The following is a 15,844-nucleotide window of genomic DNA, read 5'->3' as shown; positions in this document are numbered from 1 at the left end:
TACAGCAAACTGCGCCGGTCTGGACTCAGGCTGACCTGTAGTCAGTCAGTAGGCCGAGAACACAGTCCCGACCGCGACGCCGGTAGAGACCTGCGCTTGATTTTCAGTTGCCGGAATTCATCACGTAGAGCGCACGCGAGCGTTCGAGGTGCTTGATCATCGCCTTCTCGGCGCCATCCGCATCCTTGGCTTCGATGCGTCCGATGATCTCTTCGTGCTCGGTCAGCGTGAACTTTTCCTTGCCGGTCCAGATCAGCATTTCGGTGTGGTATTCCTTTAGCCAGCCAAGCATTGCCTCGCTGACGGCGACATAGATCGGATTGCCGGATATTGCCGAGATCTGGGTGTGGAATTTCATGTCGGCGGATATGAAGGCTTCCGAGTCGCCACGATGGCTGCGCTGCTCTGCAACCGTTGCGCGCAACCGCTGCACGTCCTCGGCGGTTGCCTTCTCCGCGGCTTCCCTGACCATGCCGCGCTCGAAGAAGATGCGCGCGTTCTTGAGGTGCTCGAGCGTATCCTTCGACGATGACAGGATGATCTTCGCCGCGCCATCGACCTGCTTGATGATCGACTTGGCGGTCAGCTGCAGCACCTTGGCCCGCTCACCATGCGAGATCGCTACCAGCCCCATATTGCTCAGCGCCTGCATCGCCTCGCGGATCGCCGGCCTGCCGACCTCGAAGCGCTCCATCAGTTCGCGCTCCGACGGCATGTCGTCGCCCGGCTGCAATTCGCCGCTGGTGATCAGGCGCTTCAATCTCAAGAATACTTCGTCGGAAAGCTTGCGCCGGACGATCGGCTCCGAACGGTTCATCGTCGCGAATCACTCCTATGACCGGCCTCTATCTAGCATTTCCACCGCGAGTTCCGGAACGCCTGTCGCCCGCCCGCCTTTTCCCGCCAAGCCGGACAGGGCTTGCAATGCTTATGTACTCATTATACCAGACTTCGAGGGCCAAGGAACCTTTTTCGAACCACCCCGGCAGGCCGCGCGAATATGATTGTTCTCACCTATCGCATCGAAACGCCGGACAATATCGAGGCGCTGGCGGCCAAGATCGCAAGCGACCAGTCGACCGGAACCTTCGTCGCGCTGGCCGGCGAGACCGAAGAGCTCAAGGCCAGGGTCGCGGCGCGGGTCCTGGCGATACGGCATCTGCCGGAGGCGGATCGGCCGTCTCTTCCCGAAACCGGTCCCGGAGCCAGCCCCGAAGCACGCAACGGCCCGGTCAAGCGCGCCGACGTCGATATTGCCTTTCCGCTGGACGCCATCGGCACCGACCTGTCGGCGCTGATGACCATCGCCATCGGCGGCACCTTTTCGATCAAGGGCCTATCCGGCATCCGGGTGGTCGACATGAAGCTACCCGAGGAGTACCGGGGCGCGCATCCCGGCCCGCAATTCGGCGTCACGGGCAGCCGCAGGCTGACCGGTGTCGCGGATCGTCCGATCATCGGGACCATCGTCAAGCCGGCGCTGGGACTCCGCCCGCACGAGACGGCCGCGATGGTGCAAGAGCTGATTGCCGCCGGCGTCGATTTCATCAAGGACGACGAGAAGCTGATGAGCCCGGCCTATTCACCACTGTCGGAGCGGGTGAGGGCAATTATGCCGCTGATCCTCGACCACGAGCAGAAGACCGACAAGAAGGTCATGTATGCCTTTGGCATCTCACATGCCGATCCCGACGAGATGATGCGAAACCACGACCTGGTGGCAAAGGCCGGCGGCAATTGTGCTGTGGTCAACATCAATTCGATCGGTTTTGGCGGCATGGCTTACCTCCGAAAGCGCTCCAGCCTGGTGCTCCATGCCCACCGCAATGGCTGGGACATTCTCACCCGTCATCCTGGCCTCGGCATGGACTTCAAGGTCTGGCAGCAGTTCTGGCGGCTGCTCGGCGTCGACCAATTCCAGATCAATGGCATCGCCTCGAAATACTGGGAACCCGACTGGTCCTTCGTCGAATCCTTCAAGGCGGTGACCACGCCGATCTTTTCGCCGGCCGATTGCGCATTGCCGGTCGCCGGCTCCGGCCAGTGGGGCGGGCAGGCGCCTGAAACCTTCCAGCGAACCGGCCGGACGGTCGATCTTCTCTATCTCTGCGGCGGCGGCATCGTCAGCCACCCGGACGGGCCGGGCGCCGGCGTGCGCGCCGTGCAGCAGGCCTGGAAGGCGGCGGTCCAAGACATCCCGTTGGCGGATTATGCCTTGAGCCATGTCGAGCTGGCGCGGTCGATCGAGAAGTTCGGCGACGGCAAGGCGGCCTGACGCCATGCAAAACCTGCTTCTGAGTTATTATGGCGACGACCTGACCGGCTCGACCGATGTGATGGAGGCGCTCGAGCTCGGCGGCGTGCCGACCGTGCTGTTCATGCGGCAGCCGGACGAGGCGCTGCTTTCGCAATTTGCGCATTGCCGCGCCATCGGGCTGGCCGGCACCAGCAGAAGCGAGACGCCGCAGTGGATGGACACGCATCTGCGAGATGCCTTCGCCTGGCTGAAGACCCTCAACGCCGAGATCTGCCACTACAAGGTCTGCTCGACCTTCGATTCCAGCCCGGCAATCGGCAGCATCGGCCGGGCGATCGAGATCGGCCGCTCGGTTTTCCGGCAAGGCGGCGTGCCGCTGGTGGTCGGCGCGCCGCAGCTGAAGCGCTACACCGCCTTCGGTCATCTCTTCGCGGCCTACCGCGACAAATATTTCCGTATCGATCGCCATCCCGTGATGAGCCGCCATCCGACCACGCCGATGGACGAATCCGACCTGCTGATCCATCTGTCGCGCCAGACAGACCTCAGCTCGGGGCTGGTCGACCTGGCGACGCTGCAATCGGCGTCGCGGTCGGAAGCATTCGACCGGCTTGTGGAGAATGGCACAGACATCGTGCTCTTCGATGCCGACAGCCTGGAAACCCAGGCGCTTGCCGGCAAGGAGATATGGCGCGCTCGCAGGCCGGGCGGTTATTTCGTCGTCGGCTCTTCAGGCATCGAATATGCCTTGCTGGCCGAATGGGCATCGAACCGGATCGTGGATGCCAAACTCGCGTTTTCGCCGCCGGGAGCTGCCGACAGGATCGCCGTGGTCTCGGGGAGCTGCTCGCCGACGACGGAACGGCAGATCCGGCATGCTCTAGCCGATGGCTTCGACGGGATCGAGATCGACCCGGTCGAACTGGTTTCTGAGGCTTCGAACGACGCTATTGCGCGCGCGGTTGCAACCGGCCGCTCCAGCCTGAAGGCCGGGCGCAGCGTCATCCTCTACACCGCGCTCGGACCGGCGGCCGACCGCGGTGCTGAAATCGATCTCCAGGAAGGCGCCCGCCATAAGCTTGGCCGCGGCCTTGGCGAGCTTCTCCGCGAATTGACGCTTCAAGAGAAGCTACTGCGCGTGGTCATCGCCGGCGGCGATACGTCGAGCCACGCACTTGGCCAGATAGGCGTCGATGCGCTGACGGTGCGAATGCCGCTGCCGGCATCGCCGGGCTCGCCGCTTTGTCTCGCGCATTCGCGCATCGAGGCGATTGACGGGCTGGAAATTGCCCTCAAGGGCGGACAGGTCGGAACCGACCGCTATTTCTGCGCCATTCGTGATGGGATCGGCGGTTGAGAGCAGAAATTTAGGTAAGTCGTTGGTGCTCAAATCGAGATCCGGCAGCATCCATTAGCCGGCAAATCAATCAGAGGCGTGTCTGATCCCGGTTACCGCGTGCGACCCATCGCCTTGACTGGATGGCGCTGACGGGCATAGGCGACACAGGCGTCCACCGTGCTGACACAGAGTCCGTCGCGGTTGTTCGGCAGGTTGTTGTCACCGGCGTAGGCGACCTCGGCAACATGGCCGTCAACCATTCGAATTTGCGTATTGCAATAGCCGCCGGGGGCGACGTTGACGGAACCTCCGAGCGCCGGGACGGGGCCAATGGCCACGGTCGGAACCACAATGTTGAGATTGCCGCGTTGAACGACGCGCTGATAGGTCCAGATCTGGCCGGATCTGCCAACATCGGCGGTGGCTGTCGGAAAGCCGGCACACATTCGAACATCCGCTTCGCTAAGGCCGACCATCTCCTTGCGGGCTGCTGCCGCCGTGGCGTCCTCCTTCGCAGTGCTCGACGTGTCGTCGGGCATGACGCAGGAGGACAGGATGGCGGCGCTTACGGATAGAACGAGAAGGGCAAGCTTTCGTGTGTGGAAAGATGTCATACCAACTTCGGATTGCATGGGAGCCCCGAATGCCAACCTAGGAAGTGAGCCAGTCGAGTCAACCGGCAGAAATTCACGAAGTCGTTTGGTGCGCCACCGCCGCGCATCTGCTGCAAGGGGTTGACGCTGCTGCCATGACCCTCGCACCCTGTCTTCCGCCTGGACGCCGAGTACTGGCGCACGGTGCTGTGACTTTGGTTCGGCCGACGGTGTGCTAGTTTCCAGCCAATTGCTCCGGAGACGTCATGCTTATCAAGCTGCAAGAAATCGCCCTCGCTCTTCTGCTGTTGGCCGCCGGCGCTGGGGCCAGTCATGCGGAGGCGGCCCAGCGGCCGCCGCCCACAGGCGGGGTTCTCTCGCTCCTGCCGCCGCCGCAGACTTCCGATCATTCGATCGTCATCGCCGGACGCACGCTCGATTACGAGGCCAAGGCCGGCACGCTGTCATTGCCGTCCGGCAAAGGCGATATCACCGCCGAGATTTTCTATGTCGCCTATGCACTGCATCCCGGAAAAGAAACGGGACCGGATCCGCGGCGTCCGATCACCTTCGTGTTTAATGGCGGTCCGGGAGCAGCTTCCGCCTATCTGCACCTCGGCGCGCTCGGTCCGCGGGTCCTGGCGACGGCGGCCGATGGAAGTTTCCTGCCGCCGCCACAGAGGCTGTTCGATAACCCCGACACTTGGCTCGACATGACCGACTTGGTCTTTGTGGACCCTGTCGGAACCGGTTACAGCCGTGAAGCGCCCGGCACGGAGGCACACAGCTTCTGGGGCGTCAGTCAGGACGCCGCGTCGATAGGCGCGTTCATCCGGCTCTATCTGGCGCAGACCAACCGCACGGCATCGCCGGTGTTTCTTGCCGGCGAAAGCTATGGCGGGTTTCGGGCGGCATTGCTCGCCAGGAAGCTTCAGGAAGACATCGGCATCAGCCCGAGCGGCGTCGTGCTGATTTCGCCGGCGCTCGAATTCACGCTGGTGCGCCCGGACGAGTTCCAGCCGCTCCACTGGGCGCTGGAACTGCCGTCGCTGGCGGCAGTGCGCCTGCACAGCGAAGGCGTTTCCGGCCCGGCTCTGCAGGAGCGGCTGGCAGAAGTCGAACGCTATGCGCTCGGCGATTATCTGGCCGCGCTAGCCGGTGGACTGGAGCAAGGTGGACGGCTGGCGAGCCAGCGTGTCGCCGAAATCACCGGTCTGCCGCTCAACCTTGTCCAGCGGCACTTTGCACGCATTCCCATAGGGCTCTTTGCCAAGGAGTTTGCACGGGCAAAGGGCAATGTTCTCAGCGCCTATGACGGCAACATCGCGACGGCGGACGTGGCGCCAGAGAGCCTTGGAGTCGAGGGTCCCGATCCGGTGCTCGACCGAAGCGTGCCGGCGCTCACCTCTGCTTTCGTCGGCTACGTGCGTGATGAATTGAACTTCCGTACGGATATCAGCTATCGGCTTCTCAACCGCGAAGTTAGCGGCAATTGGGACTATGGAACGAGCCCGACGCGTCAGGGCTATGCGAGTGTCATGGACGACCTTCAGCAGGCGCGCACGCTGAACCCCAATCTCGGCGTGCTGATCGTCAACGGCTACAGCGACCTGGTGACGCCGTACATGGGCTCGCGCTACCTGCTTGGTCAAATTCCTTCACTTGCCGGCGCAAAGCCCATTCGCGCCGAGGTGCTGGAAGGCGGGCACATGATGTATCTGAGGCCGGATGGACGGGCGGCACTGAAGCAGGCCGCGTCCGAGCTTTACCGAACGACGCAATGAGACAGTTGCGCAAAAAAGCGCCGGATGCGCTGTTCGCCCTCTCATCAGGCCCTAGTTCCATCGCAATTGATCGGTTACACACCAAGGATGGCGTCTTTTAGCGACGTTCGACAGCAAATTAGCCGGTTCTCCAGAATCGCGCCACTGATGCGGCGTGTTGCCGAGCGGGCCACTCGGAACACTAGGCCACACTGGGTGACAAGCCTTGTCGGCCGCTGGAACGCGTTGTCGCTGGCCACGCAGTTCCTGCTCGCGGGTGGTCTATTCTCCCTGTCGGCCATGGTGGTGGTGGGGATTTCAGTCACGAGCCACATAGAAGCCGTGGTCACGCAGAATTCGGCATCCGCTACGGCTCTTTACGTGGACAGCGTTATCGCGCCGCTGCTTCCGGATATGCGCAAGAGCGAAGTCCTCGACGAGAGCGTCGCCCACGCGCTCGATGAAACGCTGGGACAAGGGGCACTCGGCACAAGGCTCGAATCCTTCAAGCTCTGGCGTCGCGACGGAACCATCCTGTATTCGACCGACAAGACATTGATCGGCAAGCGCTTTGAACCCAGCGGCAATCTCCGCGCGGCGTTTGCAGGCCAAATGGTTTCGGAGTTCGACAAGCTCGACGATCCGGACAGCGAGGCCGAAAGAGCCAGCGGCTTGCATCTCCTCGAGATCTACAACCCGGTGCTGCAGCCATGGTCGGGGGAAGTGGTGGCCGTTTCGGAATTCTACGAGGTCGCCACTGATTTCGAAAGAAACCTGCATCAGGCACTTATTCGAACCTGGCTGGACGTTGCCGCCGTCACAACGGCCTTCTTTCTCGGGCTGTCGGCAATCGTGTTCCGTGGCAGCCGCACGATCAGTTCGCAGAGCCGCTCGTTGAAGCAGCGCATTGCTGAACTCTCCGACCTGCTTGCTCAAAACAGACTGTTGAGGCTGAAGGTGCAGCGTGCCTCGCAGCGCGCCACCGCACTCAACGAACGCTATCTCAGGCGCATCGGTGCGGACTTGCACGATGGGCCGGCCCAACTGGTTGCTCTCGCGGCGCTGGGGATCGACAGCCCCCTCATTGCCGATCCCGCTACGCCGCAACCGAAGCGTGCACAGGAATTGCTGGCTGTGAAAGCACATCTGGACGATGCCATGCGCGAGATCAGGAGCATCAGCAAGGGCCTTGTCCTGCCGCATATCGAGCATGCCGAGTTGGCCGAAATTCTCGAGCTTGCCGTGCAAGCGCACGAAGAACGAACCGGAGCCAAAGTGGCGCTATCGATGACCGGCGGCCATGCGACGTTGTCGCCGGCGGCCAAGATCTGCATCTTCCGCTTCGTCCAGGAGGCGCTGAACAATGGATTTCGCCATGCCGGAGGTGAAGGTCAGTCGGTCGAGAAACATTTCGACGGCGAGCGCGTTTGTATCGAAGTGTCCGACGCCGGCCCTGGCTTTGACCCACAAATCGTGCGTCCCGAGAGGCTGGGGCTCGTTGGGCTGCGCGAGCGGGTGGAAAGCCTCGGGGGCCAGTTTACCGTGACTTCCTCACAAAGTGGCACGATCGTGAAAATGGCTCTCAACATCGTTGAAATGGGGCAGACATGACCGCAGCCATCAAGCTTGCCATCGTCGACGACCACCCTCTGTTCAGGGAAGGCGTTGTGCGCACGCTCGATCAGATCGGCGGATTCGAGATAGTCGGTGAAGGAAGCAGCAGAGATGACGCCCTGCGGATAATCGAAGACCAGCGGCCCGACATTCTGCTGATGGACATCTCGGTTCCCGGAGGTGGCCTTGGTGTGATCGGACCGGCCCTGGAGCGGCAGCCGGCATTGAAAATCGTGATGCTGACCGTTTCGGAAGAAAACCAGCACGTGATGACCGCGTTGCAGAGCGGGGCAAGGGGCTATGTTTTGAAGGGGGTCGGGTCGAGGACGTTGGCTGCGATCCTGCGCACGGTAGCGTCGGGCGAACGATATGTCTGTCCACAATTATCGGCGCGCCTGTTGGCCGATCTGTCGGCTCAATCAAAAGAGCCGGCGAAAGCTGACGGACTTGCCGAACTCACCAGCCGCGAAAGGGAGATCCTGACGCTGGTTGCCGCGGGACTGAGCAACAAGCGGATCGGGCTTCGGCTGAACCTGCATGAGAAAACGATAAAGCACCACATGACGCGAATCCTGGCCAAGCTCAACGTCAGCAACAGGACCGAAGCCGCAATGACGTTGCGCGACGCGACTGAGCGCCAGCATCCGCCTGTTCGCGATCATGCTTGAGCCAAAATTGCCGCACAGCGCAGCTATGTGAACTGGCCCTCAGTTGATCATTTCAAGCAATCTGTCCCGATCGGAACGCGTCGCCAGGCGCCGAATGATGGTGCGGCCCTTGGCATCCCGCATTTCATATTGGCCGCTGTCGATGCGTTCGCTGAGGCCGTTCGAATGCACCACGCCAATGCTCGGCCCACGCACCTCGACCCGGTCTCCTGTGGTCGCGTTGACAAAGAGTTTTGGCTTGCTGTCGGGGTTTACCAAAGGGGCGGGATCAGGGGGATTGTCGTCCTGCGACTTTGCTTTGCCCTTGCCGGCTCCAGCGTTCGAGTTTGAATTGCCGGAGTTTCCACCCGAATTGCCTGAATTCCCGTTCCCGTTCCCGTTTCCGCCATTGCCGTTGCCGTTCCCACCGTCTTTGGCACAGGCGGCCTGCAGGCCGAGCGTCGGCGACGGTCCGTCGAACATGACGCGATACGGGCCTACGACGAGAATGAAGGTCAACACGATTACGGAAATACGGACACGACGTCCTCGTGAAGATCTGGTCCTTCGTCTCCGGGTCGTCATCAATGAACTTGCCAGTCGCATGTCGTAAATCCCCTTAATCATACGGACCTGTCGTGCTGCCTCCTGTTCGACTTCGTGTCATGCTTAAAACAATGGTTTGTATCCGGGACGTCAAGACCCACCAGTCCCACGATGGTAACTGGTGGGTCTCGCTGGCGCAGGAAGGGACTATTTACTGCGCAAGTCTTTTGCCTTCCGTTGGTTGCGTCTCTCGGTGATAGCGCCGACTTCCCACCGTCAGCCAACAATAAATCCAATGGCCGCGATCCCGAAACACAGGCCAAACAACGGAAAAAGCAGCCAACGTGCCTGATGAGTGCTCGGGTCCATAGCGGCCTCCTGTACCAGTCGGCATCGCAACGGGGTTCTTTGGAACTCAGTTCCTGAAACTCTCGCATTTCGGGCTTTTGCGATAGCAGCCTCGGACCAAAGTTTGGCCGTGCAGGTCCTTGGTCGACAGACTGAAGTCCCTATGCCAGGAGCAATGGACCCCGCCTTGCATTCGGCAACCTTTGTATCCGACTGGCAGCTGCGATCCACCGCTCCCTTTGAATGCTTTGCGTTCCTGGCACTATGGCAACAGCGACGTTGGTCCACTGCCATGTCGTTGAAACGTCACCAATACAGACCCATATCTAAGTTGCGTCGGATGTCTCCTCCCATTGCGTCCGGCGCGTTCCCCTCTGGAGGTTATAGACCTTCACGCTTGGCCGGACTTAACAGTCCGGCCTTTTTCTTTTGGTCATTTGTGCAGCAATCCGCCGGACAACTCGAATCTGCGAGGCGTCGGTAAAATCGATTTGCAAATGCATTCATGTGCTCATAACCTATCACCATGAGCACGATTTCCAAGGTTGCCACGCGAGCGGGCGTGTCGCGCACGACCGTGTCGCATGTCATCAACCATGCCGACCGGGTGTCGAAATCGCTGCGTGAACGCGTGCAAGCGGCGATCGACGAACTCGGCTACACGCCGAACCCGCAGGCGCAAAGTCTGCGCACCGGCCGCACCAACATCATCGCGATGCTGATCCCCGACATCCGCAACCCGTTCTACCCGGAGCTGGTGAAGACGGCGCAGTCGACGCTCGAAGTGGTCGGCCTCGACATGCTGATCTTCAACACCGACGTACCGGGCGGACATTCACAGGATCACGGCCGCGAGTATTTGCGCCAGATCGGGCGCAAGCGGGTCGACGGCGTCATCGTTGCCGACTTCGCGCTGCACGGCATGCACAGCGAGCTGCTCAACCTCGATCTGCCCGCCGTCTTCATCGGCAATCTCCCCAATCAAGCCGTCGACAGCGTCCAGCTGGACGATTTCGGCGGCGGCTATCTGATGGGCGAGTATCTGGCGAAGAGGGGCCATCGCCGCGTCGCCCATGTCACCGGGCCATCCTTTTTCAAGGAGGCGATGGCGCGTGCCGCGGGCTTCGAGAAAGGGCTTGCCGACAATGGCGTGCCAATCGCCGCCGATCTTCGGTTCGAGGGAAGCTATCTTGCCCCGTCAGGACGGGAGGCGGTCGCTTGGCTCCTGGACAAGCACGGCGGAAACCTGCCGTCGGCGATGTTCTTCGCCAATTATCTGATGGCCTCCGGTGCGCTGACTGAATTCTACGACCATGCGATTAATATCCCTCAGGATATCGCCATCGCGGTCTTCGATGACCTGCCTCAACTGGAATATGTCAGGCCGAAGCTGACCCGTGTCGGCAACAGCCCGACAATGCTCGCCAAGCGCGCCACGGAAATGCTGCTCGAGCGCCTGGGCGGCAAAGTCGAGGGCGCGCCGCGCACCGAAGTGATCCCATGCGCGTTGAGCCCATCCGACAGCGCATGACGCCAAATGCCGGCAGAGGGAACGGAGGTCCTTCGCCAACGTTCGACCGAACAACACCCAGGGAGGAAATGATGACTGACAAAACGACCCTCAACCGCCGTCGGCTGATCCAGGGCGGCGCCACTTTCGCCGCCGCCGGCCTTACAGGCTTCCCGTTCATCAATAGGATGGCCTTGCGCGCTCAGGAAGCGCCGCTGAAATTCTGGCAGTTCTATGCGCCGGGCGGAGACGTGAAGCCACAGGTCCAGTGGTTCGAAAAGCTGGTGGCCGACTGGAACGACGGCCACGACCAGAAGGTCGAGCTCGAATATGTCGTCAACAGCGAATACATCTCCGGCTCCAAGCTGGCGACGGCCTTCGCGTCGGGCGAGGGCCCCGACATCTTCCTCATCAGCCCCGGCGATTTCCTGCGTTATTACAATGGCGGCGTACTGGCCGACCTGACGCCGCATATCGAGGATGCCGCCAAGGCCGATTTCCCGGAAAGCGTCATCGCCAACCGCATGGTCGACGGCAAGATCTACGGCGTGCCGATGGAGGTCGAGCCGATGGCCTTCTATTATTCGGTCAAAGCGTTCGAGGAAGCAAAGCTCAACGAAAACGACGTGCCGAAGACCTGGGACGAGTTGTTGGCGGTTGCCAAGAAGCTGACGACGCCCAACCGTTATGGCGTGCTGTTCGAAACGACGCCTGGCTATTACCAGAACTTCACCTGGTATCCGTTTCTGTGGCAGGGCGGCGGCGAATTCCAGGGTAAGGACGGCAAGAGCGCCTTCGATTCGGCGGCCACGGTCCAGGCGCTTAAACTCTGGCAGGATGCTATCAATACCGGTGTGGCGCCGCGTCAGGTGGTCGGCGGCGGCTTCGACATCGTCGCCAATCTCGGGGCAGGGCTGTGCGCCATGCAGAACTGCGGCATCTGGGGCATTTCGGCGATGGACAACAACGCCAAGGACGTGCCCTACGGCATCTTCAAATTGCCGACACCTGCCAATGGCAAATATGTCACCGTCGGCGGTGGCTGGGCCTTCGTCGCCAATGCCGGGGGCAAGAACCCGGATGCTTCCGCCCAGTTCTGCGCCTGGGCGCTGGCCTCGATGGATCAGGGATCGATCGACCGGGTCGTCAACTGGTGCACGGTCGCCAAAAGCGACATGCCGCCGCGCAACAGCGCACTGAAGGCCGGCGCCGATGTCTTCAGCACGGGTAAGTTCGGCACCTTCGCCAAGGAAATCCACCCGGGAACGCGTGCCGAACCGCGGGTTCCGCCTGAAGCCTACAAGATCATCTCGGATGCCATCCAGTCGGCACAGCTTGGCGGGGTCGATGCCCAGCAGGCCGCGACGGCAGCCAGTCAGCAACTCGACGCGTTCCTCGCTTCCTATTCCGGCGCGCCGATCCTTTAGGTCCCCTTCCAGCATGCACGCAGACGAGATGAAATCGCCGGCCGCGGGCGCCAAATCCGCTCGCTGCCTTACCGCCAAGCAAAGGGAACGCTACGCCGCATGGCTGTTCGTCCTGCCCGATGCGCTCGGACTGCTGGTGTTCGTCGGCGTGCCGATGCTGCTGTCGCTCGCCGTCGGGTTTTTCGAGGTCAACGGCTTCGGCGGCTATAGATTCGTCGGGCTCGGCAATTATCGGCGCATGTGGAGCGATCCGCTGTTCTGGTCGTCGGTGAAGGTGACCGTGGCCTATGCCGTCATGCTGGTGCCGGCGCTCTACGCCGCCGGGCTGGGGCTGGCGCTTCTGGTGCAGAAGACCAACCGCTTCAACGCGGTCATGCGCTCGATGTTCTTTGCGCCGCAGATGGTCAGCCTGGTCGTCGTGGCGCTCGTCTGGCAACTCATGCTGGTCGAGAAGGTCGGCATCGTCAGCCGGCTGGCGCCGCTCGTCGGCCTCAGCGGAATTTCGCTGCTCGGCGATCCAAATCTGGCGCTGTTCACGCTGGTGCTGGTCAGCGTCTGGTTCCTGATGGGCTTTTACATGCTGATCTTCCTCGGCGGGCTCCAGGACATCCCGGCAGAGTATTACGAGGCCGCAAAGATCGACGGCGCCGGGCCGGTGACAAGCTTCTGGTACATTACCTTGCCCTTGCTCAAACCGACCAGCTTCTTCGTCCTCCTGGTCTCGCTGGTCGCGGCTGTCGCCGGCGGCCAGGTCTTCGACCTGATCTATGTGATGACCAAGGGCGGGCCCGTCAATTCGACCTCGGTGCTGATCATCTACATCTACAAGCAGGCGTTCCAGTTCGGCGCCTTCGGCTATGCATCGGCAATGGCATCGCTGCTGGTGCTGGCGCTGATGCTGGTCACGGTGTTCTTCTTCCTGCTGACGCGCGGCGGACGTTTCGAGCATGACTGACAGCCGAACTCCTTCCACGCGTTCGCAGATACGAGCGGCGAGGCTTGCCTGGATGCTGGCGACCGCGGCGCTTGGCCTGATGACGGTGTTCCCGCTTGTCTGGATGCTGGTCATCTCGCTCAAGCCGGCGAGCGACGTCTTCACGCCGAGCCTCATTCCGGAACAGCCGACGCTCGGCAATTTCCTCTATGTGCTGACCGAGGTGCCGTTCCTGCGCTACCTTTTCAACTCGTTCTTCGTGTCGGCGACGGTGACCGTCGCTGCGCTGTTCTTCCATTCGATGGCCGGCTATTCGCTCGCACGGCTGCGTTTTCCGGGCCGCGACATCCTGTTCCTCGCCATGTTCTCGACGTTCCTGGTGTCGCTACCGGTGATCATCGTGCCGCTGTTCATTTTGACGCGGACGCTGCACATGCTGGACAGCTATGCCGGGCTGATCATTCCGGCGATCTTCAACGCATTCGGCATCTTCCTGCTCAGGCAATACTACCTGTCGCTGCCGAGGGAGCTGGAAGAAGCGGCGATCATGGATGGCGCCAGCTATTGGCGCATCTATTGGAGCATCATCCTGCCGCTCAGCCGGCCGATCCTGTCGGCGTTGGCGATCCTGTTCTTTCTCGCCAACTGGAACGCTTTCCTGTGGCCGTTGACGATCACATCGGACCTCAACCTCTGGGTGGTGCAGGTTGCCATCGCAAACTTCAAGAGCCAGTACGCCGCCGCCTGGAATTATGTCATGGCCGCCTCGACCATCGTCGCCGTGCCGATGCTGGTCCTCTTCGTGATCTTCCAGCGCCAGATCATGGAATCCATCAAGACAAGCGGCCTGAAATAACCGCTGAAGCAAGAGGAGAAACACATGGATAATGCCGGCCTGTCGCCGCTTCGCGGGCTCGCCAAATTGCGCGATGCCAAAACCCGCCGGTTCTCAAGCTACGACCGCACCGGCGGCAATGACGACCGGCTGCATATTGAACCTGGCCAGACGCTGGTGATTGCCGAGCATTATGGTGCCGGCATCATCACGCATATCTGGGCGACGCTCGCCTGCAAGAGCGAGGACTTCCTGCGCAAGATCGTATTGCGCGCCTATTGGGATGGTGAAGAACATCCGAGCATCGAAACACCGATCGGCGATTTCTTCGGCATGGGCCATGCCCGCACCCGCAATTTTGCCAGCCTGCCGGTGCAGGCAAGTCCAGAGGATGGCAAGGCCTTCAACTGCTATTTTCCGATGCCGTTTGCCAGCCATATGCGCTTCACCGTCACCAATGAAGCTGAGGACGACCTGCTTTTCTATTACTATGTCGATCTCGAACTGCATGAGGAACTCGAGGAAGGCCTGGGCCGCTTCCACGCCCAATACAGGCAGCAGCGACCCGATGGCATCGACGAGACGGGGCTGGCCAACGAGCAGGTCCTGTTTGGCGGGGAAAATACCGACGGGAACGGCAACTACACCATCCTGGAGGCGGAGGGTCACGGCCACTATGTCGGCCTGCTCTATTCGGTCTATTCGCGGCGCCGTTCCCCTCTATGGGACTGGTATGGCGAGGGCGACGACATGATCTTCGTCGATGGCGAGCCGGGCATTTCCGTGCCGGATGCGGTGCGCAAGCCCGATCCGCGTATCGGCCCGAAGGCCGAACTGGTCGGCGATCGTGGCGAGACCAGCCCCGGCGCCAACGACGCATGGCCGCCGACGCTGCACGGCACCGGCACGGAAGATTATTTTAATACGGCATGGTGCCCGACACAGGACTACAGTGCGTCCTATCACGGCATCATCGCCGCCGGCGGGCCGAACTGGACCGAGCCGGTTACGCTCTATCGCTGGCACATAGAAGACCCGGTCATCTTTCACAAACGCATCCGGGTGACCATCGAGCACGGTCACGCCAATCGCCGCTCTGACGACATCTCGTCGGTCGCTTTCTGGTATCAGGCGGAACCGCACAAGCCGTTCGAAGAGCTTGCCGATGTCGAGAACCGCATCCCCACCTTTCGCGCGCCTTATCACAATTGGAACGCCGCCTTCGACGAGAAGAGGCGTTAGGCCGGGATGCGTTCGAGTTGAAGCGTGCATCCCGCGCTATCTGCGTCGGGGCGCGACCCTGCCGTAGCGCGCCGCCTCAGCTGCGAGGTGGAAGTTGCTGGACAGACCAGGTGTTGCCGTCGGGATCCTCAAAGAAGACAAATCTGCCCCAGGGAAAATCCTTGATATCGCTGACCACGATACCTTGAGCTGCCAGGTGCCGGTGTGCCTCATCAATATCGGGCACGACCAGTTGCAGGCCTCTTATGGATCCCGGGGGGCTGTCGACGAGGCCCTTGCCCATGGCAATCGAACAGGCCGAACCGGGCGGCGTCAATTGCACGAAACGTATCTCGTCGCTTACGGTGTGGTCGTGATCGAGATGAAAGCCGACCTTGCCGACATAAAAGGCGATTGCTCTATCGACATCCGATACGGGGACCGGGACCAGTTCCAGCTTCCAATCCATGACAGGCCTTTCACAGCTTGATCGGCAAGTGGTGCCGAACACCGTGGACGACATCCCGCCATCTTCCCAATGCCATTGTCGGCGCGGGCCGCTCATTCAGTCAAGAGATGTCCGGCAAGAGATATCCGGTTCGGGCAACGTGAGGACTGGTCTCATTGCCGGCCTAGACGGCGAGGCGTTCGGAACCGATGAGCGCAAGCCCAGTTAGGGGGACAAAGACGCATTTCGGATCAGCAGAGACGGCTTTCATGATCGGAACGCAGATGGCCGGATACGACCATGGGAAGGTTGCGCGCGCCGTTGACGTTCGAAGAGCTGCGCGCCTCGAGACGGCGCTCACC

General features: G+C 61.3%; 14 protein-coding genes. 10 read left to right on the top strand and 4 right to left on the bottom strand.

Annotated features, from left to right (window positions below; all coding sequences use genetic code 11):
• Positions 1–103: 103 nt before the first annotated feature.
• Positions 104–817, bottom strand: a complete 714-nt coding sequence (locus NKJ09_RS15385; RefSeq protein WP_352494750.1) for a transcriptional regulator NanR — start codon at positions 815–817, stop codon at positions 104–106.
• A gap of 183 nt (positions 818–1,000) precedes the next feature.
• Here NKJ09_RS15385 and oiaX point away from each other — a divergent pair, with 183 nt between their 5' ends.
• Together oiaX and NKJ09_RS15375 are read left to right on the top strand one after the other, a co-directional pair.
• The gene (oiaX, locus tag NKJ09_RS15380) at positions 1,001–2,275 is read left to right on the top strand and encodes a 3-oxo-isoapionate-4-phosphate decarboxylase OiaX (protein WP_352515697.1); all 1,275 of its coding nucleotides are present in this window, start codon (positions 1,001–1,003) and stop codon (positions 2,273–2,275) included.
• Positions 2,276–2,279: 4 nt separating this feature from the next.
• Positions 2,280–3,614 (top strand): four-carbon acid sugar kinase family protein, encoded by a 1,335-nt coding sequence (locus NKJ09_RS15375; protein WP_352482002.1) that lies wholly within the window; start codon positions 2,280–2,282, stop codon positions 3,612–3,614.
• Between the two features lie 92 nt (positions 3,615–3,706).
• On the opposite strand, the gene NKJ09_RS15370 is transcribed toward NKJ09_RS15375, so the two are convergent.
• Positions 3,707–4,135 carry a hypothetical protein gene (locus NKJ09_RS15370; protein WP_352482004.1) on the bottom strand — a complete coding sequence of 143 codons (429 nt, stop codon included), beginning with the start codon at positions 4,133–4,135 and terminating at the stop codon, positions 3,707–3,709.
• Positions 4,136–4,455: 320 nt separating this feature from the next.
• Here NKJ09_RS15370 and NKJ09_RS15365 point away from each other — a divergent pair, with 320 nt between their 5' ends.
• The 3 genes from NKJ09_RS15365 (at position 4,456) to NKJ09_RS15355 (ending at position 8,234) form a co-directional block, all read left to right on the top strand.
• Positions 4,456–5,973 carry a S10 family peptidase gene (locus tag NKJ09_RS15365; RefSeq protein ID WP_352762990.1) on the top strand — a complete coding sequence of 506 codons (1,518 nt, stop codon included), beginning with the start codon at positions 4,456–4,458 and terminating at the stop codon, positions 5,971–5,973.
• Between the two features lie 147 nt (positions 5,974–6,120).
• The gene (locus tag NKJ09_RS15360) at positions 6,121–7,563 is read left to right on the top strand and encodes a sensor histidine kinase (RefSeq protein WP_352494792.1); all 1,443 of its coding nucleotides are present in this window, start codon (positions 6,121–6,123) and stop codon (positions 7,561–7,563) included.
• Positions 7,560–8,234 carry a LuxR C-terminal-related transcriptional regulator gene (locus tag NKJ09_RS15355; protein WP_352482007.1) on the top strand — a complete coding sequence of 225 codons (675 nt, stop codon included), beginning with the start codon at positions 7,560–7,562 and terminating at the stop codon, positions 8,232–8,234. The genes NKJ09_RS15360 and NKJ09_RS15355 overlap by 4 nt, the downstream gene beginning before the upstream one ends.
• Positions 8,235–8,273: 39 nt before the next feature.
• On the opposite strand, the gene NKJ09_RS15350 is transcribed toward NKJ09_RS15355, so the two are convergent.
• The gene (locus tag NKJ09_RS15350) at positions 8,274–8,732 is read right to left on the bottom strand and encodes a hypothetical protein (protein WP_352494752.1); all 459 of its coding nucleotides are present in this window, start codon (positions 8,730–8,732) and stop codon (positions 8,274–8,276) included.
• A 901-nt stretch (positions 8,733–9,633) separates the two neighbouring features.
• Here NKJ09_RS15350 and NKJ09_RS15345 point away from each other — a divergent pair.
• From NKJ09_RS15345 to NKJ09_RS15325, 5 genes are all read left to right on the top strand, one after another.
• The gene (locus NKJ09_RS15345) at positions 9,634–10,638 is read left to right on the top strand and encodes a LacI family DNA-binding transcriptional regulator (RefSeq protein ID WP_352494753.1); all 1,005 of its coding nucleotides are present in this window, start codon (positions 9,634–9,636) and stop codon (positions 10,636–10,638) included.
• A gap of 71 nt (positions 10,639–10,709) precedes the next feature.
• On the top strand, positions 10,710–12,044 hold the full coding sequence (locus tag NKJ09_RS15340) for an ABC transporter substrate-binding protein (protein ID WP_352494754.1): 1,335 nt from the start codon (positions 10,710–10,712) through the stop codon (positions 12,042–12,044).
• Positions 12,045–12,072: 28 nt separating this feature from the next.
• The gene (locus NKJ09_RS15335; protein ID WP_352494755.1) at positions 12,073–12,999 is read left to right on the top strand and encodes a carbohydrate ABC transporter permease; all 927 of its coding nucleotides are present in this window, start codon (positions 12,073–12,075) and stop codon (positions 12,997–12,999) included.
• Entirely contained in the window at positions 12,992–13,834 is an 843-nt protein-coding gene (locus NKJ09_RS15330; protein WP_023720278.1) for a carbohydrate ABC transporter permease, read from the top strand. Before NKJ09_RS15335 ends, NKJ09_RS15330 begins: the two co-directional genes overlap by 8 nt.
• A gap of 24 nt (positions 13,835–13,858) precedes the next feature.
• Positions 13,859–15,055, top strand: coding sequence for a glycoside hydrolase family 172 protein (locus tag NKJ09_RS15325; protein WP_023720279.1), 1,197 nt, complete (start codon positions 13,859–13,861; stop codon positions 15,053–15,055).
• 76 nt (positions 15,056–15,131) lie between these two features.
• Here NKJ09_RS15325 and NKJ09_RS15320 read toward each other — a convergent pair whose 3' ends face one another.
• Positions 15,132–15,503, bottom strand: coding sequence for a VOC family protein (locus NKJ09_RS15320; protein ID WP_352494756.1), 372 nt, complete (start codon positions 15,501–15,503; stop codon positions 15,132–15,134).
• Positions 15,504–15,844 lie beyond the last annotated feature (341 nt).

The organism is Mesorhizobium sp. M0189 (genome assembly GCF_040322135.1).
GTDB lineage: Bacteria > Pseudomonadota > Alphaproteobacteria > Rhizobiales > Rhizobiaceae > Mesorhizobium.
Note: the sequence above shows the minus strand (reverse complement) of the source record. Positions and strands in the feature narration are given on the sequence as shown.